Source organism: Mycobacterium sp. 852002-51163_SCH5372311 (genome assembly GCF_001667115.1).
Lineage (GTDB): Bacteria > Actinomycetota > Actinomycetes > Mycobacteriales > Mycobacteriaceae > Mycobacterium.
The window spans coordinates 40,408-64,487 of record NZ_LZIJ01000049.1; the positions used below are offsets into that span (position 1 = coordinate 40,408).

Consider the following 24,080-nt stretch of genomic DNA (forward strand, 5'->3'; position numbering starts at 1 on the left):
TGGAGTTGATCATCGATGACGACAACTAGCGTTGCGCTGTCGGGCTATTGGGATGCGGGCTATTGGAATGTGCTGGCCCGCGGGGTCTATGCAATCATCCTGTATGCGATCGTCGGCCTGGTACTGATGATCATCGGTTTCTACGCGATTGATCTCACTACCCCAGGCCCGCTGCGCAAGATGGTCGACGCGGGGAAGCCCAACGCTATCGTCGTCGCCGCCGCGGGCATGGTCAGCATGGCGCTGATCGTGGTGCTGGCGATCTATGCGTCGTCAGGCAAGCTGGTCGAAGGGCTGGTGGGGTCAGCCATTTTCGGGATCGTCGGGATCGTCGCACAAGTCGTGATGATGCGGATCGCCACTCTTGTGATCGGGATCGACATGGACACATTGCTCGAAGCCGACGAGTTCAACTACTCGTCGCTGATGGTGGCGGCCGCGCAGTTCGCGCTCGGCATCGTGGTTGCGGTCGCGATTCTGTAGCAGTGACGCCCCGGCGACTTGCGGGCACCCCTGCACGTTCAGTGTGTACTGGGGGTTTTCGGTGTGTACTGATGGCGTTGAGTGTGCAATCTGGGCGGAAATCGGGACGAATCTCCGCCCTACTTACACGCGCAAAGCCCACGATTCACACGGAAAGCCTGAGACAACGAATGGGACACCCGGTCAGCAGTTAGGGTTTGGATCTGGCGTTGAAGTGCGGCCGGGTTGGTCTCGCGTAAACGTGGGCCGCTACCACATCTTTGACCGTTACCCCGTAGTCACAGCTGTCACTTCAGCAGCGGCGCGGCTGCCACCAGCAGTATCCGGAAAGCGCTAGCGTCGGCGCTATCAAAATTTCCGCACCGACACACGCCCCTTCTCCGGTGATGGGAGTGATCGGTGTGGCCAATGGTGCACCGAGCCAATCCGGCGGTGGACCGGGACATTAGTGCGGGCCACGGCCCATGTCCCGCAATGTTTTTGGCGGCACCGTGGTAGCGACCAGAGAGTCGGCGTCGATCGTCTGCGGTTGATACGGCAGCGTCGCCAACCGGGCCGCCATGACCGCAACGGGGTCGCCGGTGAATCCGGCCAGCCCGGACAGAAACGCCCACTCATGCTCGTCACTGCCGAAATAGACGACGGTGTCGAAGGTTTCGTGAAATCGCCGCCACGAACGTAACAGCGACGTGTTGCGCCACAGCGTCGGGCAGCCGGCCTGAAAGACGACGACGCCACCGACAGCACGGCACGTTCGCAGGAAGTCACCTTCATATAACCGGTTGTGTTGCGCGGGCTCGGCACGCTCGTCGGGAAGGTCGACAACGACGATGTCGTAGCGGGCGGTGCACCGTTCGACAAAGCTCCACCCGTCGCAGTAATGCATGGCGACAGGGCCGATTGCGCCTTCCGCCCTGCGCAATTCGTCGCTCGAATAGCCGTATGGCAGATGCTTCGCGCACAGCCGCACCGCTTCGCGGTCGATGTCGACGTGGTCGACATGTGTTGCGCCGGCGGCTACCGCCAGCTGGCTGACCACCCCTTCGCCGGAGCCGATGACCAGCACACGTCCGACCTTCTCCGCCAGCAGCAGCGCCGGCACCAGCAGCGCCTCGTGGTAGACGAGCTGGCTGAACTCGGTACTCTGCCGCTCGCCGTCGCTGAACAACGCCACGCCCTGTTCCGATTGGCCGATCACGAGATGCTGGAACTCCGTGCGCGCGTCGCAGATGACCTCGGACAGATGCCAGCTTCGGGCCATCCCAGGCGCAATTGGTTCGACGACTTCCACGGCCGAGGCCTGCCCTCCGAAATATGTTGGCAACGAAGCGAATCCATTGAAATGCGCCGACGCGTAGCTGGCGGTGTAGGCGCCGGCATCCTCGATTTCGACATGGTCACCTGCGGCTAGCGTCATCGGCAGCGGATACCGTTGGTAGAGCACATCGTCGCCGTCGCATGTCGGGCCGGCTACCACGGCAGCGCCGACGGGATCACCGTCGCGTTCGGTCCGCAGCCGGTATCGGATGTACTCGTTCTCGGTTTCGGCGAGTCCGCCGTAGCGGCCGATGTCGAGGTACACCCAGCGCCTGCCGTCGGTGCCGGCGCGCACCGACACCACCTCGGAGTGGATGATGCCGGCTGAACCGACGACCACCCGTCCCGGCTCCACCACGAGCCGTGGTGGGCTGGAGCCGAAATAGCGTGCCAGCGCAGACAAGATCGACTCGGCCACCACTTCGAGTTCGGGCGCACCGGTCGCATACGGTAGCGGGAACCCACCGCCGACGTTGATCGTCGAAAGCTCACCCACTGTGCCGAAAATATCTGCAGCACAACGTATACCGAGTTCCCAAGCAGAAGGGTCCAACTGTTGCGAGCCGACATGGAAGCACACCCCCTCCGGACGCAGGCCCAGCCCACGGGCATGGTCCAGTAAGTCCACGGCATCCGCCGGAGCGCACCCGAACTTGTGGCCGAACGGCGTTACCGACGACGGAAACGGCGGCGCGATACGGCATTCCACCGCGGAACCGGGGCCATGCGCGGCGATCGCGGCGGCCCCATCTTGGGTGTCGAACGCGAACCGGCGCACCCCGAGCGAATGCGCCCGAGCCACATCGGCAGGTTTCTTGACGGTGTTGCCGAACGTCAGCAGGCTTCCGTCCACACCCGCATTCCCACACGCGTCGATCTCGCCGGCAGATGCGACGTCGAACTCCGCGCCCTCGCCCGCGAGCAGCCGCAGGACGGGTTCGGCCGGATTCGCCTTGACGGCGTAGCGGATCCGCGCGGCGGGTAGAGCCGACTGCAGCTTGCGGAAGTTTTCCCGTATCCGGTCGAGATCGATGGTCAGATACGGCGTCTCGGGCACAGGTCGCAGCGTAGTACGGGCCGCCGCACCGGGCGGTCCGCCCTAGCCGGCCGGGTGCGTCGGAACCGAGAAGTGTTCGGACGGGACAGTCGGGCCGCTCGGAGGTTCCGTCGACAGCGACATGGTGATGCCGTCGACCACCTCGGTGACGTTTCCGGTGAGGCGCTCGAAATTCAACGTCCCGTGCTGGAAGTTCTGGGTGATCCGGAGCGGCTCTTGGATTTCGGCGCTGGTGGGCAGGCCGAGCGGACCGCGCTCGTAACTCAGCGACGCCCACGCGTCGTAGATCGCCCCGGTGACCGGCTCGGCGCCGATGCCGGGCGCCCAGTACATCGCCCCTTTGGCGAACGTGACGTATCGGCTCGCGCCGAGCCCGCTCGCCTCCGTCGAGGTCGGGGCACCGAGCACGCTGTTCATGCCACCGATCGCCTGCCAGTGTTCGTAGATCGCGCCACCCTGCAGTGCCTTGATCAGTTCCTCCGGCGGATCGTTGAAATGCGATGCGATATCGCGGATCTCGTCCATCAGTGCGTAGGCGGCATTGCCCGGGCAGTCGGTGTTGCCGACGTCGCGGTGAGTGAAGATGGTGGGCAACTTCGCCAACGTCCCGGCCGGAAACGTGGTGAAGTGGCTACCGGCCGACTCCAATTCCACCGTTGCCTTGGGGTCGACGTTGTCCATCCCCAGGCGCCAGCCCAGCAGCCGGCCCACGGCGCGGATCTGCAGCGGCGTGGGCGGAACGTCGTCGAAGTTGCCGATCATGGCCACACCCCAGGTGCCGCGGTTGAATCCGCCGGTGTGGAAAGCCTCGACCGGTTTGCTGAGTCCGCCGGCGCTGCCCTCGAATACCTGACCGTATTTGTCGACGAGCGCGTTGTACGCGATGTCGCACCAGCCCAGTGTCTTGCTGTGGTAGGTGTAGATGGCCTTGACGATCCCCGCCGACTCTTGCGGCGAGTAGTCGTTGCTGCCCGCGGTGTGGTGGACTACCGCGGCGCGAATGCCGTTGCCGTACTGGGGAGTTCCGCATCGAAGCGACTCGTCGGCGCCCCACTCGGCGCGGCTGATGATGCTGGGCACCTGACCGGGCAGCACGGCCGTGGACGGCGCCGTCCAATGCGATCCGGCGGGTGCCTGCGGCGGGGAGATGAGAATGGCGGAGATGGTCTGCCCGATGGGCTCTTCCTTGGTGGCCGGCCGGTATCCCAGGACGGGCTTGCCGGCATTCGGCGGCCCCGCGGGCGCTTGCGTCACCACGGCATCGATGGGTCGGGTGATCGCGATCTGCACCGCCTTGGTCGAGCCGACGAACACCGGATCTGTGCTGCCGGGCCCGCGCGAAGCCGCCGGTTCTACGTCGCGCGCTCCGGTTTGGTATTCGGTCTGGTACTCGGTCTGGTACCAGGGCCCCCAGGAGCCGTCGGAGCGCTTCGCCCGCACTCGTGTCGAGGTGCCGGCCAGGTCGCCGGTCAACGCGACCAGAGAGAACGGCGCGTCTTGGGTGAGCTCGCGAATTGTCACACCGCCGCCGAGCCCGACCAGCGGCCGCTCGGAAAGGAGGGTGTCGTCGGCCGGCGGTGCTTCCTGAGTGTTGTGGCGGATCGCGCCCACCAGCCACGTGACGATGACGACGGTCGCCGCGATAGCGGTGAGCAACATCGTGGGTGCGCGGCTGCGAGACGGCACCAGGCGATGTTACGCGTGTGCCTATTGTTATTCCTGAGCCGACACGGTATATCGGCGCGGAATTCAGCGAGAGCCTTGTTCGACGGCACCGCAGAGTCGCACTGAGGCCGGTATCTGGCAATCCGGCCGGCAACAAATCTCTGCGGTGCCGTCAGGTGACAAGTCCCGTTACCCCGCGGGTAGGGCTTCGACCGGCGCGGACGTCAGGGTGGGCACCGCCCCGGCCGCAGCAGGAAGGCCGGCGGCGGCTGGTAGCGCCCCCGCGGCTGGTAGCGCGCCAGCGGCGCCCGCGGCACCCGGTAGTGCAGCGCCGGGCAGTCCGGCACCCTGCAAGCCCGCGGGCAGCGACGGCGCCGGTATGCCACCGGCCGGCAGGCCGGCACCGGGCGCACCTGCGGCGCCACCCTGCATGCCCTGCGTGATCGCCGGCAACACCATGCCCTTGAGCAGGTCGATGGCCTGACCGGCGCCCAGCTGGTTGGCGGCTTGCATCAGGTCGTTGACCAGCCCGCCGCCCCCGCTCGGGGCGGCCGCCGCAGCCGGGGAAGTCCCCGGCAGTCCGCCCAGCGACGACGGGTCGCCCAGGATCGGGTAGGTGCCGTCGGCGCCCGGGTCCAATCCTGCTCCGGGCGAGGTGATCGGCACCTCACCAGGAGCGGCAATCGGCGAGCCTATCGCCGGATTCGCGGCCCCCGGAGTGGCCACGCCCGGTGCCACGCCGGCCGGACTGGTCAGCGCGGGGTTGGTCAGTGCGGGGTTGACCCCTGCGGCCGGCGTCGGCGTCGTCGGCGTCAGTGGGCCGCCAGGCGTGGCGAGCGAACCCGGCGTAGTCCCGGTCAGGCCCGGACTGGTCAAACCGGGCGTACCGGTCAGGCCTGGACTGGTCAGGCTAGGCGTACCGGTCAAGCCGGGGCTGGCAAGGCTGGGCGAGCTGGTCAGGCCCGGGGTAAGGGGGCTGGTCAGGCCTGGGCTGGCCAAGCTCGGACTGGCACCGCCACCCCCGGTGATGCTCGGCACGTTCGGCAAGTTGATGCCGAACTGCGACAGCCCCTGTGACAGCGCGCCGATCAGCTCGTTGGGCAGGTCGCTGATCTGGGCTGCCCGCTTGAAGTCGTGGTGCTCGGTCGGCTTGCTGGTCGCGGTTGATTCGTAAACAAGGAAATATGCGCAAGGACTTGCGACTGCCAGGGCGGCGGCCGCGCTCAAGGCTGTAGAAAGCTTGCGTCGGCGTCGGTTCGGCACGAAAGTCTCCTCAATCTGGCCCTCAATCGGGACTATGTTTTGTGCGGTCCGTCTCTGCCCGTCATGCATGGCGTGAACCTCACACGTTCGATGGTACGAGTGTGGTTGCTGTGACTAGAGTGGCGATATCGAATCGTGAGGCAATCGCGACCTTGCCTGTTGCATTGGGATGCGGCCGCCTGACGGCCCTCCGCAGCGGCAGAAGTCGGCCTGCCGCGAGTTGTCAAGTCGGGTTTTGGCAGCAAGGTCAGATAACCTAGGCAACCGATGACAGCGCGTTCCGACCTCCCCACTCGTTCCGACGTCCCCACTCGTTCCGACCTCCCCGCTCGTTTCGACCTCTTCGTCGTCGGCTCCGGATTCTTCGGCTTGACGGTCGCCGAGCGCGCGGCTACCCAACTCGGGAAGCGCGTGCTCGTCGTTGAGCGCCGCCCGCACATCGGTGGCAACGCGTACTCCGAGGCGGAGCCGCAGACCGGCATCGAGGTGCACAAGTACGGTGCCCACCTGTTCCACACCTCTAATAAGAGGGTCTGGGACTACGTGCGGCAGTTCACCGAGTTCACCAACTACCAACACCGGGTGTTCGCCATGCACAACGGCCAGGCCTACCAGTTCCCGATGGGACTGGGCCTGGTGTCGCAGTTCTTCGGCCGGTACTTCACGCCCCAGGAAGCGCGGCAGCTCATCGCCGAGCAGGCCGCCGAGATCGACACCGCCGACGCGCAGAACCTCGAAGAGAAGGCCATCTCTTTGATTGGCCGGCCGCTCTACGAGGCGTTCGTCAAGGGCTACACCGCCAAGCAATGGCAGACCGACCCCAAAGAGCTTCCGGCAGCCAACATCACCCGGTTGCCGGTGCGCTACACCTTCGACAACCGGTACTTCAACGACACCTACGAGGGCCTGCCGGCCGACGGCTACACGGCCTGGCTGACCAGGATGGCCGCCGACGACCGCATCGAGGTGAGGCTGGACACCGACTGGTTCGACGTCCGCGAACAACTGCGCGCCGACAGCCCCGACGCGCCGGTGGTCTACACCGGCCCCCTCGATCGGTACTTTGACTACGTCGAAGGCCGACTCGGCTGGCGCACACTGGACTTCGAGGTGGAGGTGCTACCGATCGGGGATTTCCAGGGCACGCCGGTGATGAACTACAACGACCTCGACGTGCCTTACACCCGTATCCACGAGTTCCGGCACTTCCACGCCGAACGCGACTACCCGACCGACAAGACGGTGATCATGCGGGAGTATTCCCGGTTCGCCGATGACGACGACGAGCCCTACTATCCGATCAATACCGAGGCCGATCGAGCCCTTTTGGCCGCCTACCGGGCGAGGGCTAAGTCCGAGACCGCAGCATCGAAGGTACTGTTCGGCGGACGGCTGGGCACCTATCAATATCTGGATATGCACATGGCCATTGCGAGCGCACTGAATATGTACGACAACGTCCTCGCGCCGCACCTGCGCGACGGCGCCCCGTTGGTGGACGACAACGGGGGGCGCGCATGACCGCGGTGAGCCTGCTGTCCCGGATCATCCTGCCGCGGCCAGGTGAACCCCTCGACGTGCGCAAGCTGTACCTGGAGGAATCGGCAACCAACTCCCGGCGCGCGCACGCGACCAGCCGCACCTCGGTCGAGATCGGCAAAGAGTCCGAGGTGTCGTTCGCGACGTATTTCAACGCGTTCCCGGCCAGCTACTGGCGGCGCTGGACGATCTGCAAGTCGGTCGTGCTGCGTGTCGAACTGACCGGAGCCGGCCGCGTCGACGTCTATCGGACCAAGGCCACGGGCGCCCGCATCTTCGTCGAGGGGCGGCAATTCGACGGCACGGAGAAACCAACCGTGCTGGAGATCGAGGTAGGCCTGCAGCCGTTCGAGGACGGTGGCTGGATCTGGTTCGACATCACCACCGAAACCGCGGTCACGCTGCTCAGCGGCGGCTGGTACGCGACCGTCCCCGCTCCCGGGACCGCGAACGTCGCCGTCGGCATCCCGACCTTCAACCGTCCCGCGGACTGCGCCAACGCGCTGGGTGAACTCACCGCCGACCCGTTGGTGGACGAGGTGATCGGCGCGGTGATCGTGCCCGATCAGGGCACCCGCAAAGTGCGCGACCACCCGGACTTTCCCGCCGCAGCGGCCCGATTGGGCAACCGGCTCTCCATTCACAACCAGCCCAACCTCGGCGGCTCCGGCGGCTACAGCCGGGTCATGTACGAAGCGCTGAAAAACACCGATTGCCAGCAGATCCTGTTCATGGACGACGACATCCGCATCGAGCCGGACTCGATCCTGCGGGTGCTGGCCATGCACCGTTTCGCCAAGTCCCCGATGCTGGTGGGCGGCCAGATGCTCAACCTGCAGGAGCCCTCGCACCTGCACATCATGGGCGAGGTGGTGGACCGGGCGAACTTCATGTGGACCGCCGCACCGCACGCCGAGTATGACCACGACTTCGCCGAATATGCGCTCAGCGACAAGGAAATCCGAAGCAAGCTGCTGCACCGCCGCATCGACGTCGACTACAACGGCTGGTGGACGTGCATGATCCCGCGGCAGGTCGCCGAGGAGCTGGGACAGCCGCTACCGCTGTTCATTAAATGGGACGACGCCGACTACGGGCTGCGGGCCGCCGAGCACGGCTATCCCACCGTCACGCTCCCGGGCGCGGCGATCTGGCACATGGCCTGGAGCGATAAGGACGACGCCATCGACTGGCAGGCCTACTTCCATCTGCGTAACCGGCTGGTGGTCGCGGCCATGCACTGGGACGGTGACATCGGCGGCCTGATCCGCAGCCACCTCAAAGCGACCCTGAAACACCTTGCCTGCCTGGAATATTCGACGGTGGCCATCCAGAACAAAGCCATCGACGACTTCCTCGCCGGCCCCGAGCACATCTTTTCGATCCTGGAGTCGGCGCTGCCGGAAGTGCATCGCATCCGCAAGGAGTTTCCGGACGCGGTCGTGCTGCCGGCCGCCAGCGAGCTGCCCGCGCCGTTGCACAAGACCAAGGCGATGAAGCCGCCGGTGAATCCGCTGGTGATCGGCTACCGGCTGGCCCGCGGGACGCTGCACAACATCAAGGCCGCCGACCCGGCCCACCATCAGCGCCCGGAGTACAACGTCCCGACTCAGGACGCCCGCTGGTTCCGGCTGTGCACCGTCGACGGTGTCACCGTCACGACGGCCGACGGCTGCGGCGTGGTGTACCGGCAGCGCGATCGATCCAAGATGTTCTCGCTGCTGCTTCAGTCCTTGCGCCGTCAGCGCCGGCTGGCGCGGCGGTTCGACGAGATGCGCCGGGTGTACCGGGACGCATTGCCCGTGCTATCCAGCAAACAGAAGTGGGAGACGGCTCTCTTGCCGACGGGCTCGGCAGCAAATCACGAGCCGAGAAATGCCTGAACCGGGGCCGCCGAGCGGCGAAGTGGCCGCAATGGTGGCCATCCAGTCGGCGCTGGGCGACCGGCCCGGCGTGCTGACCGCCGCGCGCGGGTTGTCGCATTTCGGCGAGCACAGCATCGGCTGGGTAGTCGTCTCGCTGCTCGGGGCGGCGCTGATACCAAGGCACCGCCGCGAGTGGCTGGTAGCCGGGGCCGGGGCGTTCGTCGCGCATGCGGCCGCGGTGCTGATCAAGCGGGTGGTGCGGCGCAAACGGCCGAACCATCCGGCCGTCGCGGTGAATGTCGGCACACCCAGCCAGCTGAGCTTCCCGTCGGCCCATGCCACCTCCACCACCGCCGCGGCAATCCTGATGGGCCGGGCCACCGGACTGCCCCTGCCGGCGGTGCTGGTGCCTCCGATGGCTCTCTCGCGGGTATTGGCTGGGGTGCACTATCCCAGCGACGTGGCTGCCGGTATCGCCTTGGGCGTCGCGGTGGCGGGCACCGCCGTCCGGCTCGACAGGGGCAGGGCATGAGTGACACGAACGAACACGTGGTGACCGGACCTCCGGGCAACCTGGTCACCGGTGTGATCAAAGCGATCCGCCCGCGGCAATGGGTGAAGAATGTGCTGGTACTGGCCGCGCCGGTGGCTGCGGCCGGCCGCGGCCACCGCTACGACTATGGCCAATTGGGCACCCAGGTGGCGGTCGCCTTCGTGGTGTTCAGCCTGGCAGCGTCGTCCATCTACCTGATCAACGACGTCCGCGACGTCGAGGCCGACCGCGAACACCCCACCAAGAGGTTCCGCCCGATCGCCGCCGGCGTCGTGCCCGAATGGCTGGCCTACACCCTGGCCGTCGTGCTCGCCGCGGTGTCACTGGGCCTGTCCTGGTGGTTGACGCCCAACCTGGCGGTGGTGATGGCCATCTACATCGCCATGCAGCTGGCCTACTGCTTCGGGCTCAAGCACCAGGCGGTGCTCGACATCTGCATCCTGTCGTCGGCATACCTGCTCCGGGCCATCGCCGGCGGTGCGGCCACCAACATCTCGCTGTCCCAGTGGTTCTTGCTCACCGCGGCGTTCGCGTCCCTGTTCATGGGGGCCGGCAAGCGTTACGCCGAGCTGCAACTTGCCGAACGCACCGGCGCCGCGATCCGGAAATCGCTGGAAAGCTACACCGGCACCTACCTTCGGTTCGTCTGGACGTTGTCGGCCACCGCGGTGGTGATGTGTTACGGCCTCTGGGCGTTCGAGCGCGACCGTTACTCGGGGTCGTCGTGGTTCGCGGTGACGATGGTCCCGTTCACTATCGCGATCCTGCGGTACGCGGTGGACGTCGACGGTGGCCTGGCCGGGGAGCCCGAGGACATCGCGCTTCGCGACCGGGTGTTGCAGTTCCTGTTCTTGGCGTGGATCGCAACGCTGGGAGCCGCCGTTGCCTTCGGCTAGCCCGGTATCCGCCCGCCTGAAGGCCATAACCGGGCCGCTACGCCTCGACGGTCTGAAAGGCCTGAATCCCGCCGTGCTGCGCCGCCGGCCGGTGGTCCGGCGGCCCGTTCGGCCGGTGTTCCGCTACCACCGGGTAGTCCGGATCAGCCTGTGGGTCAGCGTGGCGGTGGTCGTTGTGCTGTTCGGCTGGGGTGCCTGGCAACGACGCTGGATCGCCGACGACGGGCTGATCGTGCTGCGCACGGTGCGAAATCTGTTGGCCGGCAACGGTCCGGTGTTCAACAAGGGCGAGCGGGTAGAGGCCAACACCTCCACGCTGTGGACCTATCTGATGTACGTGGGCAGCTGGGTCGGCGGCCCGATGCGGATGGAGTACGTGGCGCTGGCGCTGGCCCTGGCTCTCTCGCTGTTGGGGGTTGCGCTGCTCATGCTGGGTGCCGGGCGCTTGTATGCGCCCAGCCTGCGGGGCCGCCGGGCGATCATGCTGCCCGCCGGTGCGTTGGTCTACATCGCGCTGCCGCCCGCGCGTGACTTCGCCACCTCCGGCCTGGAGAGCGGACTGGTGCTGGCCTATCTGGGTCTGCTGTGGTGGATGATGGTCTGCTGGTCGCAGCCGCTGCGCAACCGTCCGGGCAACCCGTGGTTCCTGGCCGCACTGGCCTTTGTCGCGGGGTTGAGCGTGCTGGTGCGGCCCGAGCTGGCCCTGATGGGCGGCCTGGCGCTGATCATGATGCTGATCGCGGCACGTACCTGGCAGCGGCGGGTGCTGATCGTGGTGGCGGGCGGTTTTCTGCCGATCGTCTACCAGATCTTCCGGATGGGCTACTACGGCCTGTTGGTCCCCGGAACCGCCCTGGCCAAGGACGCCGCCGGCGACAAATGGTCGCAGGGCATGACATATCTGTCGAATTTCAATGCGCCCTACGCACTTTGGGCTCCGGTTGTGCTGCTGGTGCCGCTCGGGCTGCTGCTGATGGTGGCGCGGCGGCGGCCGTCGTTCCTGCGGCCCCTTGAGGCGCCGAACTACGGCAGGCTGGCCCGGGCCGTGCAGAGCCCGCCGGCTGCGGTGGCCTTCGTCCTCGTCAGCGGACTCTTGCAGGCGCTCTACTGGATCCGCCAAGGCGGCGACTTCATGCACGCGCGGGTATTGCTGGCGCCGTTATTCTGTTTGCTGGCACCGGTAGCGGTCATTCCGGTAACGCTTCCCGACCAAAAAGACTTCACCAGCGAGACCGGTAATTGGCTGGCCGCCGCGGCGGCCGGCGTGCTGTGGCTCGGTGTCGCGGGCTGGTCGCTGTGGGCGGCCAACTCATCGGGAATGGGTGACGACGCCACCCGCGTAACCTACTCCGGGATCGTCGACGAGCGCCGCTTCTATGCCCAGGCCACCGGCCACGCGCACCCGCTGACCGCCGCCGACTACCTCAACTACCCGAGGATGGCTGCCGTCCTGACCGCGATCAACAACACCCCGGACGGGGCGTTGCTGCTGCCGTCGGGCAACTACACCCAGTGGGACCTGGTGCCGATGATCCCGCCCGGCAGCACGCCGGACATTCCAGCGAACCAAAAGCCGCAGCACGCAGTGTTTTTCACCAACCTCGGCATGTTGGGCATGAACGTGGGGCTCGACGTGCGGGTGATAGACCAGATCGGATTGGCGAATCCCCTTGCGCAGCACACCGACCGGCTCAAGCATGGCCGGATCGGGCACGACAAGAACCTTTTCCCGGACTGGGTGGTGGCAGACGGTCCGTGGGTGAAGGTGTATCCGGGGATTCCTGGCTACCTCGATCAGCAATGGGTCGCCGAGGCGGTGGCGGCGTTGCAATGCCCCGCGACCAAGGCCGTGCTGAGCTCGGTGCGTGCCCCGATGACCCTGCACCGGTTCGTGTCGAATTTCGTTCACTCCTATGAATTCACCATGTATCGCATCGACCGTGTCCCGCTCTACGAACTCGTCAGATGTGGCCTCGAAGTGCCCGACGCGGGACCGCCGCCGCCGCACGACTGACGGCGTGTCGCGCGGCGTGGCGACCTTCGCCGGCAAATTTTTTGCATGCTTATCCACCGGCTGACTGCCGCCCCGCTTCCGGTGCCCGAGCAGAGATTGACAGCAAAATCACATCTGGGCGCTTACCAGGACGCGACGACGCTCAGGCACATGCGGAAATGCCAGCTCCGGCCGCCGATTTTGAGCCGGAATCCGCTGTGGACGAACGCAGGATGAGGGTTTGCGCGGCCCGCTCGATGCGAGCCGGCACCCGAAGTTGTGGTTGACTACACCGGGCACTGCAGCGTGGACGCTTGCAGTCCGACCTAGTTCAGGATGCGCCCAAACCCCTTTGGATGCGGCCTACGAGGGATTACGAGGATAAGGAAGCAACGAATGAAGCTTGTTGACAGGTTCCGCGGTGCCGTGACGGGCATGCCGCGCCGACTCGTGGTGGGAGCCGTCGGTGCGGCCCTGCTGTCGGGTCTGATCGGCGCCGTCGGGGACACCGCGACTGCGGGGGCGTTCTCCCGTCCAGGCCTGCCAGTGGAGTATTTGCAGGTGCCGTCGGCCGCGATGGGCCGCGAGATCAAGGTCCAGTTCCAAAGCGGTGGCGCCAACTCGCCCGCGCTGTACCTGCTCGACGGTATGCGCGCGCAGGACGACTTCAACGGCTGGGACATCAACACCCCGGCATTCGAGTGGTACTACCAGTCGGGCTTGTCGGTCGTCATGCCGGTCGGTGGGCAGTCCAGCTTCTACTCCGACTGGTACAAGCCCGCCTGCGGCAAAGCCGGCTGCACCACTTACAAGTGGGAGACCTTCCTGACCAGCGAGCTGCCGCAGTACCTGCAGAGCCAGCGGCAGGTCAAGCCCACCGGTAGCGCGGCGGTCGGCATCTCCATGGCCGGCTCGTCGGCCCTTATTCTTGCGGCGTACCACCCCGACCAGTTCATCTACGCCGGTTCGTTGTCGGCCCTGCTGGACCCGTCGCAGGCGATGGGCCCGTCGCTGATCGGCCTGGCCATGGGTGACGCCGGCGGCTACAAGGCCGCGGACATGTGGGGTCCCAAGGACGACCCGGCCTGGCAGCGCAACGACCCGTCGCTTCAGGTGGGCAAGCTCGTCGCCAACAACACCCGCATCTGGATCTACTGCGGTAACGGCAAGCCGTCCGAGCTCGGTGGCGACAACCTGCCCGCGAAGTTCCTGGAAGGCTTCGTGCGGACCAGCAACATCAAGTTCCAGGACGCCTACAACGGGGCTGGTGGCCACAACGCGGTGTTCAACTTCGATGCGAACGGCACTCACAGCTGGGAGTACTGGGGCCAGCAGCTCAACGCGATGAAGCCTGACCTGCAGCGCGTGCTCGGTGCCACCCCCGGTGGCGGCGCGCCCGCCGCTACCGCGGCCGGTGGTACCGGCGGCGGCACCACGCACGGCGCGTAGGGCTTGATCCGGGACCGGTTTTCGCGCCGGCCTCGACTACACCCGCTGACGGCGGCGACTCCTCGGAGTCGTCGCCGTCTGGCGTCTCCGGTGGTCGTTAGTGTGGCGCAGTTCATAACCGGGCCTACCGCTCATAGGGTTGCCCTGGATAGGGTTCACAGAGCAATCGACCATGGAGGTGGACATGAGGGGCATAAGGCGTCTGTCGACGGTTCTGCGGCTGCTCTGCGTTGCCGTGCTGTCGATCGGGATCGGCGGTGTTGCGGTTACCGCTGGTTCCACCGGCACGGCCAGGGCAGCAGGCTACGAATCCTTGATGGTGCCGTCCGCCGCCATGGGCCGTGACATCCCGGTGGCCTTCCTGGCCGGCGGGCCGCACGCCGTGTATCTGCTGGATCCCTTCGACGCCGGCCCGGACGTCAGCAACTGGGTCACCGCGGGCAACGCGATGAACACCCTGGCCGGCAAGGGCATCTCGGTCGTGGCACCCGCCGGCGGCGCCTACAGCATGTACACCAACTGGGAGCAGGACGGCAGCAAGCAGTGGGAGACCTTCCTATCCCAGGAGCTGCCCGACTGGCTGGCCGCCAACAAGGGCCTGGCGCCCGGTGGCCACGGCGCCGTCGGTGCCGCTCAGGGCGGGTACGGCGCGATGGCGCTGGCCGCCTTCCACCCCGACCGGTTCGGCTTCGCCGGCTCGATGTCGGGCTTCCTGTACCCGTCGGAGACCACCATGAACGGTGCCATCCTGGCCGGGCTGCAAAAGTACGGCGGCGTCGACGGCAACGGCATGTGGGGCGCGCCACAGCTGGGCCGGTGGAAGTGGCATGACCCATGGGTCCACGCGTCGTTGCTGGCCGCCAACAACACCCGGGTCTGGGTCTTCGCGCCCAAGGTTCAGACGGCCAGTGACCAGGCCGCCATGATCGACGTTCCCGACCAGGCGCTGGGCAGCAGCCTGACGTTCTACCAGCAATATCGCAACGTCGGCGGGCACAACGGCCACTTCGACTTCCCGGCCGGCGGGGACCACGGCTGGGGATCGTGGAGCGGGGAACTGGGCGCCATGTCCGGCGACATCGCCGGCGCCATTCGGTAACCAAGCGGGGCCAGACTCAGCGCCTGAGCTGACACGGCCGCCTGGGCTAGCTCTCTGCCGCGGCCGGCTCCCAGTGGGGAGCCGGTACCGTGTAGGCAAGTGCAGCAGAGGTCGGGATGGCCGCGTCGCTGCCACCTACCGACACTGTCAGCAGGAGACCCCGTATGGCCAAGCGGGCCAAGAATGCACGACGCAAGCGGCACCGGATCCTGGCTTGGGTTGCTGCCTGCGGGATGGCGACGGTGGTCATCGTCGTGATCGTGGCGATCGTGCTCATGCTGCGCACCCCCAAAACGCCGCCTAGCGCGGTGCCGCCGGGGGGGCTGCCGCCGTCCGCCACTGCCACTCCACACCCGCACAAGCCGCGACCCGCATACCAGGACGCGTCCTGCCCCGACGTGCAGCTGATCAACATCCCGGGCACGTGGGAGTCGTCGCTGCAGGATCCGCCGCTAGCCCCGATTCAATTCCCGAACGCGTTGTTGCACAACGTGATTGGGACACTAACGCAACAATTCGGCCCGGCCCGGGTGCAGGCGTTCACCACGCCCTATACGGCGCAGTTCCACAATCCGCTGTCCGCGGACAACCAGATGTCCTACAACGAAAGCCGGGCGCAGGGCACCCAGGCAACGCTGCGCGCGATGACGGACATGAACACCAAGTGCCCGTTGACCAGCTATGTGATTATCGGTTTCTCGCAGGGCGCGGTCATCGCGGGCGACATCGCCAGCGACATCGGCAACGGCCGCGGGCCCGTCGACGACGACCTGGTCCTCGGTGTGACGTTGATCGCCGACGGCCGCCGCCAGGTGGATGTGGGCAAGCAGATCGGACCCAACCCGCCGGGCGAGGGCGCGGAGATCACCCTGCATGAGATACCGATCCTTTCCGGCTTGGGTCTGACCATGACCGGCGCGCGGCCGGATGGCTTCGGCTCGCTCAACGACAAGACGAATGAGATCTGCGCCCCCGGCGATCTCATCTGCGCCGCCCCGGCCGAGGCCTTCAGCATCACGAACCTGCCGAACACACTGAATACGCTGGCCGGCAACGGCGCTCAGCCGATCCATGCGATGTATGCCACCACGCAGTTCTGGAACATGGACGGCGCACCGGCGACCGACTGGACGTTGAACTGGGCGCACGGACTCATCGAGAACGCGCCGCACCCCAAACATGGTTGATCCGCCCGAAGCATTCGGGCATGGAGAAGCCGCGTCGTTCGACACGCTTTAGAGCGCCGATGGTCGGCGCGAACAGAGGTACCTTGTGATTTGGTATGCCGCGCGCCGCCCCTTAACATTAAGAGAAAACTAAGAGCGATCAGAGCATTGTGGTTGACCCGATCGGGTCGCAGCTGGCACCGACCCGGCTCCGCGCACGCATGCGCGGTGCGAGGGTCGGCACGCGTGCAGAACGTCGGCGAAGCCGGCATGGCGGCGCGAGCCGGCCTAGGAAAGACCATGGCGGCGCAAGCCGGCCTAGGAAGACACAGTCGGCCAAGCCGACCAGAACGGATACGTCGGCGAAGCCGACCTGATTGAGTATGTGACAGGAGAGCCGCATGGTGTACCACAACCCATTCATCGTGAATGGGAAGATCAGGTTCCCGGACAACACGAACCTGGTCAAGCATGTCGAGCGGTGGGCCAAGCTTCGCGGCGGCAAGCTGGCGTACCGGTTCCTGGACTACTCCACCGAACGTGAGGGTGTCGAACGGGACATCTCGTGGTCGGACTTCAGCGCCCGCAACCGTGCCGTGGGAGCACGTCTGCAGCAGGTCACCCAGCCCGGTGACCGCATCGCCATCCTGTGCCCGCAGAACCTGGACTATCTGGTCGCCTTCTTCGGCGCGCTGTACTCCGGACGTATCGCGGTGCCGCTGTTCGACCCGGCCGAGCCGGGTCACGTCGGCCGGTTGCACGCGGTGCTCGACGACTGCACCCCGTCGACGATCTTGACCACCACCGACTCGGCGGAGGGCGTCCGCAAATTCATCCGCGCCCGTTCGGCCAAGGAACGCCCGCGCGTCATCGCCGTCGACGCGGTGCCCGACGAGGTGGCCGTCACCTGGCAGGAGCCGGAAGCCACCGAGGGCACCACCGCGTACCTGCAGTACACCTCCGGCTCCACCCGCACCCCGACCGGTGTGCAGATAACCCACTTGAACTTGCCCACCAACGTGCTGCAGGTGCTGAACGCGCTGGAGGGCACCGAAGGTGACCGGGGGGTGAGCTGGCTGCCGTTCTTCCACGACATGGGTCTGATCACCGCGCTGCTTTCCCCGGTGTTCGGTTACAGCTTCACCTTCATGACCCCCGCCGCGTTCGTGCGCCGGCCCGGCCGCTGGATTCGCGAACTCGCCCGCAAGCCCGGCGAGACGGGCGGTACGTTCTCGGCCGCGCCGAACTTCGCGTTCGAACATGCCGCCAACCGCGGGCTGCCGCGCGACGACGAGCCGCCACTGGACCTGAGCAACGTCAAGGGGATCCTGAACGGCAGCGAGCCGGTATCGCCGGCGTCGATGCGCAAGTTCTACGACGCCTTCCGGCCCTACGGCCTGCCGGAGACCGCGGTCAAACCGTCCTACGGGCTGGCGGAGGCGACGCTGTTCGTGTCGACGACCCCGATGGACGAGCCGCCGACGGTCATCCACGTCGACCGCGACGAGCTGAACAACCAACGCTTCGTCGAGGTGGCCGCGGATGCGCCGAATGCCGTCGCGCAGGTTTCCGCCGGCGTGATCGGTGTCGACGAGTGGGCCGTCATCGTCGACCCCGAGTCCGCCAGCGAGCTGCCCGACGGGCAGATCGGCGAGATCTGGTTGCACGGCAAGAACCTGGGCACCGGCTACTGGAACAAGGAAGAAGAGACCAACCACACCTTCCGCAACATCCTGAAGTCGCGGATCAGCGAGTCGCACGCCGAGGGCGCCGCTGACGACGGGCTGTGGGTCCGCACCGGCGACTACGGCACCTACTTCAAGGGACACCTCTATATAGCGGGCCGGATCAAGGACCTTGTCATCATCGACGGCCGCAACCACTACCCGCAGGACCTCGAGTTCACGGCGCAGGAATCGAACAAGGCGTTACGCGTCGGCTATGTCGCCGCGTTCTCGGTGCCGGCCAACCAGCTGCCCCAGAACGTGTTCGACGACCCGCACGCCGGCCTCAAGTTCGACCCCGAAGACACCTCCGAGCAGTTGGTGATCGTCGCGGAGCGGGCGGCCGGCACGCACAAGCTCGACTACCAGCCCATCGCCGACGACGTCCGGGCGGCCATCGCCGTCGGGCACGGCGTGACCGTGCGGGATGTGCTGCTGGTGCAGGCCGGAACCATTCCCCGGACATCCAGCGGCAAGATCGGCCGTCGCGCATGCCGGACCGCCTACATGGACGGCAGCCTGCGCAGCGGCGTCGCATCCCCGACGGTCTTCGCCACCGGATCCTGAGCAACCACCAAAGGGACTTATGTCTGAGATAGCCGATTCTGCGGACAACACGGACCCCACCTCGGAGGGGACTGCGGGGAACGCGCCCGCCAAGAAGAGCGAAATCACGGTCCCCGAGATGCGGCAGTGGCTGCGCAACTGGGTGGGCAAGGCCGTCGGGAAGTCGCCGGACTCGATCGACGAGTCGGTGCCGATGGTGGAGCTGGGTCTGTCGTCGCGCGACGCAGTGGCGATGGCGGCCGACATCGAGGACCTGACCGGCGTCACGCTGTCGGTTGCGGTGGCTTTCCAGCATCCGACCATCGAAGCGCTGGCGACCCGGATCGTCGAGGGCGAGCCGGAAACGGAGACCTCGGCCTTCGACGACAATATGGACTGGTCGCGGGCCGGCGCGGCCGAACGCGTCGACATCGCCATCGTCGGGCTGTCCACGCGGTTCCCCGGCGACATGAACAGCCCAGACGAGACCTGGCAGGCCCTGATGGAGGGCCGCGACGCGATCACCGATCTGCCCGAGGGCCGGTGGTCGGAATTCCTCGAAGAGCCGCGGCTGGCCGCGCGCGTCGCCACCGCACGCACCCGCGGCGGCTACCTGAAGGACATCAAGGGCTTCGACTCGGAGTTCTTCGCGGTGGCCAAGACCGAAGCCGACAACATCGACCCGCAGCAGCGGATGGCGCTGGAGCTGACCTGGGAGGCGCTCGAGCACGCCCGCATTCCGGCGTCCAGCCTGCGCGGTAAGCCCGTCGGCGTGTACGTCGGCAGCTCCACCAACGACTACAGCTTCCTGGCCGTCTCGGACCCCACCGTCGCGCATCCCTACGCGATCACCGGTACCAGCAGCTCGATCATCGCCAACCGGGTGTCCTACTTCTACGACTTCCGCGGGCCTTCGGTCACCATCGACACCGCGTGCTCGAGTTCGCTGGTGGCGATGCACCAGGGCGTGCAGGCACTGCGCAACGGCGAGGCCGACGTGGTGGTGGCGGGCGGTGTCAATGCCTTGATCACCCCGATGGTGACGCTCGGGTTCGACGAGATCGGCGCGGTGCTGGCTCCCGACGGCCGGATCAAGTCGTTCTCGTCGGACGCCGACGGCTACACCCGCTCCGAGGGCGGCGGCATGGTGGTACTCAAGCGGGTCGACGACGCGCGACGCGACGGTGACCAGATCCTGGCCGTCATCGCGGGCAGCGCGGTCAATCACGACGGCCGGTCCAACGGCCTGATCGCCCCCAACCAGGATGCGCAGGCCGAGGTGTTGCGCCGCGCCTATAAGGACGCCGGCATCGACCCGCGCACCGTCGACTATGTCGAGGCGCACGGCACCGGGACCATTCTCGGTGACCCGATCGAGGCCGAGGCGCTGGGCCGCGTCGTCGGCAAGGGGCGTCCCGCCGACCGACCGGTGCTGTTGGGCGCGGTCAAGACCAACGTCGGCCACCTGGAGTCGGCCGCCGGTGCGGCCAGCATCGCCAAGGTGGTGCTGGCCCTGCAGCACGACAAGCTGCCGCCGTCCATCAACTTCGCGGGGCCCAGCCCGTACATCGACTTCGACGCGATGCACCTCAAGGTCATCGACCAGGCCACCGACTGGCCCCGCTACGGGGGTTACGCCCTGGCCGGGGTGTCCAGCTTCGGCTTCGGTGGGGCCAACGCGCACATGGTGGTTCGCGAAGTCTTGCCGCGCGACGTGATCGAGCGGGAACCCGAGGCCGAGCCGGCCCAGCCGGTCCAGACCGAAGCCGCCGCCCAGCCGGGCGGCCTGGAAGGCCACGCGCTCCGGTTCGACGACTTCGGCAACATCCTCACCGCCACGCCGGACGCCGAAGAGCCCGAACCCGAACTTCCGGGCCTGACCGAAGAGGCAGTGCGGCTCAAGGAAGCCGCACTGGAAGAGCTTGCCGCGCAAGAGGCGACGGCTCCCGTGATTCCGTTGGCCGTGTCGGCGTTTCTGACGTCGCGCAAGAAGGCCGCCGCCGCCGAGCTGGCGGACTGGATGGAGAGCCCCGAAGGCCGCGCATCGTCGCTGGAGTCGATCGGCCGGTCGTTGTCGCGGCGCAACCACGGCCGCTCTCGCGCGGTAGTGCTGGCCCACGACCACGACGAGGCGATCAAGGGCCTGCGTGCGGTTGCCGCGGGCAAGCAGGCGCCGAACGTGTTCAGCACGGACGGTCCGGTGACCAACGGCCCGGTGTGGGTGCTCGCCGGCTTCGGCGCGCAGCACCGCAAGATGGGCAAGAGCCTGTATCTGCGCAACGAGGTCTTCGCCGAGTGGATCGAGAAGGTCGACGCGCTCGTCCAGGACGAACTGGGATACTCGGTGCTCGAGCTGATCCTGGACGACTCGCAGGACTACGGCATCGAGACCACCCAGGTCACCATCTTCGCGATCCAGATCGCGCTCGGTGAGCTGCTCAAGCATCACGGGGCCAAGCCGGCCGCGGTGGTCGGCCAGTCATTGGGCGAGGCCGCATCGGCCTACTTCGCCGGCGGGCTCTCGCTGCGCGACGCCACCCGTGCGATCTGCTCACGCTCGCATCTGATGGGCGAGGGCGAGGCGATGCTGTTCGGCGAGTACATCCGGTTGATGGCGTTGGTGGAGTACTCCGCCGACGAGATCAAGACGGTGTTCTCTGACTTCCCGGATCTTGAGGTGTGTGTTTACGCCGCACCGAACCAGACCGTCATCGGCGGTCCGCCCGAGCAGGTGGACGCGATCATCGCCCGCGCGGAATCCGAGGGCAAGTTCGCCCGCAAGTTCCAGACCAAGGGCGCCAGCCATACCTCGCAGATGGATCCGCTGCTCGGTGAGCTCACGGCCGAGCTGCAGGGCATCAAGCCGATGAGCCCGACGGCCGGGATCTTCTCGACGGTGCACGAGGGCCGCTACATCAAGCCGGGCAGCGAGCCGATCCACGACGTCGAGTACTGGAAGAAGGGTCTGCGGCATTCCGTCTACTTCACCCACGGCATCCGCAACGCCGTGGACAGCGGGCACACCACATTCCTGGAGCTCGCGCCCAACCCGGTGGCATTGATGCAGGTGGGTTTGACGACGGCTGCTGCCGGTCTTCCTGACGCCCAGCTGATCCCGACGCTGGCCCGCAAGCAGGACGAAGTCGAGTCGATCACCTCGACGATGGCCCAGCTGTACGTGTACGGACACGACCTGGATATCTGGACTTTGTTCCCGCGGCGCTCCGACGGGCCGCTGGGGCCGGAGGATTTCGCCAACATTCCGCCGACCCGGTTCAAGCGCAAGGAACACTGGCTGCCCGCGCACTTTTCCGGCGACGCCTCGGTGGTGATGCCGGGCAACCATGTCGCGCTGCCGGACGGCCGGCACGTCTGGGAGTACGCGCCCCGTGAGGGCAAGACGGACTTGGCTGGATTGGTGAGAGCCGCTGCGGCACAAGTGCTTCCGGATTCGCAGTTGACGGCCGCCGAGCAGCGGGCGGTGCCCGGCGAGGGCGCCCGGCTGGTCACCACGATGACGCGGCATCCCGGCGGCGCGTCGGTTCAGGTGCACGCGCGGATCGACGAGTCGTTCACGCTGGTGTACGACGCGCTGGTGGCCCGCGCCGGTTCCGAAGCGGTGTTGCCGACGGCCGTGGGCGCCGGCACCGCAATCGCTGCCACCGCGACCCCCGCGGCTACTCCGGTGGCGGCCGAACCGGTGGGCGCCGAAGAAGACGCCGAGACGCTGTCGGACAGCTTGACCGCCCGCTATATGCCCAGCGACTTCGTCAAGTGGTCGCCGGATTCCGGCGAGACCATCGCCGATCGGCTGGGCAGCATCGTCGCGGCGGCGATGGGGTACGAGCCCGAGGACCTGCCGTGGGAGGTGCCGCTGATCGAGCTGGGCCTGGACTCGCTGATGGCCGTGCGCATCAAGAACCGTGTCGAGTACGACTTCGACCTGCCACCGATCCAGTTGCAGGCGGTGCGCGACGCGAACCTCTACAACGTCGAGAAGCTGATCGAGTACGCGATCGAGCACCGCGACGAGGTGGAGCAGCTGCACGAGTACCAGCGCAGTCAGACCGCCGAGGAGATCGCCCGGGCTCAGGCGGAATTGCTCAGTGGCGCAACGCCTTCGACGGTGCTGGCGCCCGCGCCCGATCCGCAGGCCGAGCCTCAGACCCAGCCTGCGGAACCGGCTGCGCCGGCGGAGCAGTCACCGCCGCCGACGGAAGGCGTCATCCCGCCCCCGCCGACCGACCCGTCTGGCCCGTCGGGCACTTCCGGTGCTGAGGGGAATGGCGGTGCTCGGGGGAATGGCGCACAGCCGAACCTGGCGGCCGCCGCGGAGGCGCTGAACCAGCAGGCCGTCGCCGCGGCGCTCAACTCCGACGTGCCGCCGCGCGACGCCGCCGAGCGGGTCACCTTCGCCACCTGGGCGATCGTCACCGGCAAGTCACCCGGCGGCATCTTCAACACGCTGCCCCAGCTGGACCAGGACAGCGCCGCCAAGATGGCGCAGCGACTGTCGGAGCGCGCCGAAGGACCGATCACCGCCGAGGACGTGCTGAGCTCGTCGAACATCGAGGAGCTGGCCGACAAGGTGCGCGGGTACCTCGAGGCCGGCCAGATCGACGGCTTCGTCCGTACGCTGCGGGCCCGGCCAGACGGCAGCTCGAAAGTGCCGGTGTTCGTGTTCCATCCGGCGGGCGGGTCGACGGTGGTCTACGAGCCGCTGCTCAACCGGCTGCCGCCGGATACGCCGATGTACGGCTTGGAGCGGGTGGAAGGCTCGATCGAAGAGCGTGCGGCGGCCTACGTTCCGAAGCTGATCGAAATGCAGGGCGACGGGCCCTACATTCTGGCCGGCTGGTCGCTGGGCGGTGTGCTGGCCTACGCGTGCGCGATCGGGCTCAAGCGGCTCGGCAAGGACGTCCGGTGGGTCGGGCTGATCGACGCGGTGCGCGCGGGCGAAGAGATTCCGCAGACCAAGGAGGAGATCCGCAAGCGCTGGGACCGCTATGCCCGGTTCGCCGAGAAGACGTTCAACGTCACCATTCCGGAGATCCCGTACGAGCAACTCGAGCAGCTGGACGACGAGGGCCAGATCCGGTTCGTCCTCGACGCCGTCCGCGAAAGCGGCGTGCAGATTCCGGCCGGGATCGTCGAGCATCAGCGCACGTCGTACCTGGACAACCGGGCGATCGACACCGCCGAGATCCAACCGTACGACGGTCATGTCACCCTCTACATGGCCGATCGCTACCATGACGACGCGATCATGTTCGAGCCGCGGTACGCCGTTCGCCAGCCGGACGGCGGCTGGGGCGAGTACGTCTCCGACCTCGAGGTCGTGCCGATCGGTGGCGAGCACATTCAGGCCATCGACGAGCCGATCATCGCCAAGGTGGGCGCACACATGAGTCGTGCGCTCGGCGACATCGAGCGGCAGGCGGCCGAGTCAGAACAGGTGAGGTAGG

General features: G+C 66.9%; 14 protein-coding genes. 11 read left to right on the forward strand and 3 right to left on the reverse strand.

Translation table 11 applies throughout. The features are described 5' to 3' along the window. Positions 1–15 precede the first annotated feature (15 nt). On the forward strand, positions 16–483 hold the full coding sequence (locus tag A5791_RS05890) for a DUF350 domain-containing protein (RefSeq protein ID WP_067232625.1): 468 nt from the start codon (positions 16–18) through the stop codon (positions 481–483). A gap of 445 nt (positions 484–928) precedes the next feature. On the opposite strand, the gene A5791_RS27050 is transcribed toward A5791_RS05890, so the two are convergent. From A5791_RS27050 to A5791_RS27055, 3 genes are all read right to left on the reverse strand, one after another. After that, positions 929–2,857: an alanine racemase gene (locus A5791_RS27050; RefSeq protein ID WP_067232630.1), complete on the reverse strand. Its 1,929-nt coding sequence runs from the start codon at positions 2,855–2,857 to the stop codon at positions 929–931. Positions 2,858–2,899: 42 nt separating this feature from the next. Next, on the reverse strand, positions 2,900–4,543 hold the full coding sequence (locus A5791_RS05900; protein WP_197504608.1) for an LGFP repeat-containing protein: 1,644 nt from the start codon (positions 4,541–4,543) through the stop codon (positions 2,900–2,902). Positions 4,544–4,711: 168 nt separating this feature from the next. Continuing rightward, positions 4,712–5,785, reverse strand: coding sequence for a PirG (locus tag A5791_RS27055; protein WP_231995812.1), 1,074 nt, complete (start codon positions 5,783–5,785; stop codon positions 4,712–4,714). 267 nt (positions 5,786–6,052) lie between these two features. Here A5791_RS27055 and glf point away from each other — a divergent pair, with 267 nt between their 5' ends. The 10 genes from glf to pks13 all read left to right on the forward strand — a co-directional run bounded on the left by glf (position 6,053) and on the right by pks13 (position 24,079). Further along, positions 6,053–7,306, forward strand: a complete 1,254-nt coding sequence (glf, locus tag A5791_RS05910; protein WP_067232642.1) for a UDP-galactopyranose mutase — start codon at positions 6,053–6,055, stop codon at positions 7,304–7,306. Beyond that, positions 7,303–9,207: a glycosyltransferase gene (locus tag A5791_RS05915; RefSeq protein WP_067232646.1), complete on the forward strand. Its 1,905-nt coding sequence runs from the start codon at positions 7,303–7,305 to the stop codon at positions 9,205–9,207. Before glf ends, A5791_RS05915 begins: the two co-directional genes overlap by 4 nt. Further along, entirely contained in the window at positions 9,200–9,721 is a 522-nt protein-coding gene (locus tag A5791_RS05920; RefSeq protein ID WP_067232650.1) for a phosphatase PAP2 family protein, read from the forward strand. Before A5791_RS05915 ends, A5791_RS05920 begins: the two co-directional genes overlap by 8 nt. Then, positions 9,718–10,638 carry a decaprenyl-phosphate phosphoribosyltransferase gene (locus A5791_RS05925; protein WP_067232654.1) on the forward strand — a complete coding sequence of 307 codons (921 nt, stop codon included), beginning with the start codon at positions 9,718–9,720 and terminating at the stop codon, positions 10,636–10,638. Before A5791_RS05920 ends, A5791_RS05925 begins: the two co-directional genes overlap by 4 nt. A 25-nt stretch (positions 10,639–10,663) precedes the next feature. Then, the gene (gene aftB / locus A5791_RS05930) at positions 10,664–12,652 is read left to right on the forward strand and encodes a terminal beta-(1->2)-arabinofuranosyltransferase (RefSeq protein WP_156661032.1); all 1,989 of its coding nucleotides are present in this window, start codon (positions 10,664–10,666) and stop codon (positions 12,650–12,652) included. Between the two features lie 375 nt (positions 12,653–13,027). Beyond that, positions 13,028–14,080: a diacylglycerol acyltransferase/mycolyltransferase Ag85A gene (gene ag85A / locus A5791_RS05935; RefSeq protein ID WP_067232661.1), complete on the forward strand. Its 1,053-nt coding sequence runs from the start codon at positions 13,028–13,030 to the stop codon at positions 14,078–14,080. 184 nt (positions 14,081–14,264) lie between these two features. Next, a complete protein-coding gene (locus tag A5791_RS05940) occupies positions 14,265–15,179 on the forward strand; it encodes an esterase family protein (protein WP_067232828.1) in 915 nt (304 codons plus the stop codon). Between the two features lie 164 nt (positions 15,180–15,343). Further along, positions 15,344–16,366, forward strand: coding sequence for a cutinase family protein (locus A5791_RS05945; RefSeq protein ID WP_067232665.1), 1,023 nt, complete (start codon positions 15,344–15,346; stop codon positions 16,364–16,366). 380 nt (positions 16,367–16,746) lie between these two features. After that, positions 16,747–18,636: a long-chain-fatty-acid--AMP ligase FadD32 gene (fadD32, locus tag A5791_RS05950; RefSeq protein ID WP_067232669.1), complete on the forward strand. Its 1,890-nt coding sequence runs from the start codon at positions 16,747–16,749 to the stop codon at positions 18,634–18,636. Between the two features lie 19 nt (positions 18,637–18,655). After that, complete coding sequence (pks13, locus tag A5791_RS05955) at positions 18,656–24,079, forward strand: polyketide synthase Pks13 (protein ID WP_067232672.1); 5,424 nt, start codon at positions 18,656–18,658, stop codon at positions 24,077–24,079. Position 24,080: the final 1 nt, after the last annotated feature.

Coding starts and splice junctions, on each gene's coding strand:
- A5791_RS05890 (WP_067232625.1), top strand. CDS start 16: ATGACGACAACTAGCGTTGCGCTGTCGGGCTATTGGGATGCGGGCTAT.
- glf (WP_067232642.1), top strand. CDS start 6,053: ATGACAGCGCGTTCCGACCTCCCCACTCGTTCCGACGTCCCCACTCGT.
- A5791_RS05915 (WP_067232646.1), top strand. CDS start 7,303: ATGACCGCGGTGAGCCTGCTGTCCCGGATCATCCTGCCGCGGCCAGGT.
- A5791_RS05920 (WP_067232650.1), top strand. CDS start 9,200: ATGCCTGAACCGGGGCCGCCGAGCGGCGAAGTGGCCGCAATGGTGGCC.
- A5791_RS05925 (WP_067232654.1), top strand. CDS start 9,718: ATGAGTGACACGAACGAACACGTGGTGACCGGACCTCCGGGCAACCTG.
- ag85A (WP_067232661.1), top strand. CDS start 13,028: ATGAAGCTTGTTGACAGGTTCCGCGGTGCCGTGACGGGCATGCCGCGC.
- A5791_RS05940 (WP_067232828.1), top strand. CDS start 14,265: ATGAGGGGCATAAGGCGTCTGTCGACGGTTCTGCGGCTGCTCTGCGTT.
- A5791_RS05945 (WP_067232665.1), top strand. CDS start 15,344: ATGGCCAAGCGGGCCAAGAATGCACGACGCAAGCGGCACCGGATCCTG.
- fadD32 (WP_067232669.1), top strand. CDS start 16,747: ATGGTGTACCACAACCCATTCATCGTGAATGGGAAGATCAGGTTCCCG.
- pks13 (WP_067232672.1), top strand. CDS start 18,656: ATGTCTGAGATAGCCGATTCTGCGGACAACACGGACCCCACCTCGGAG.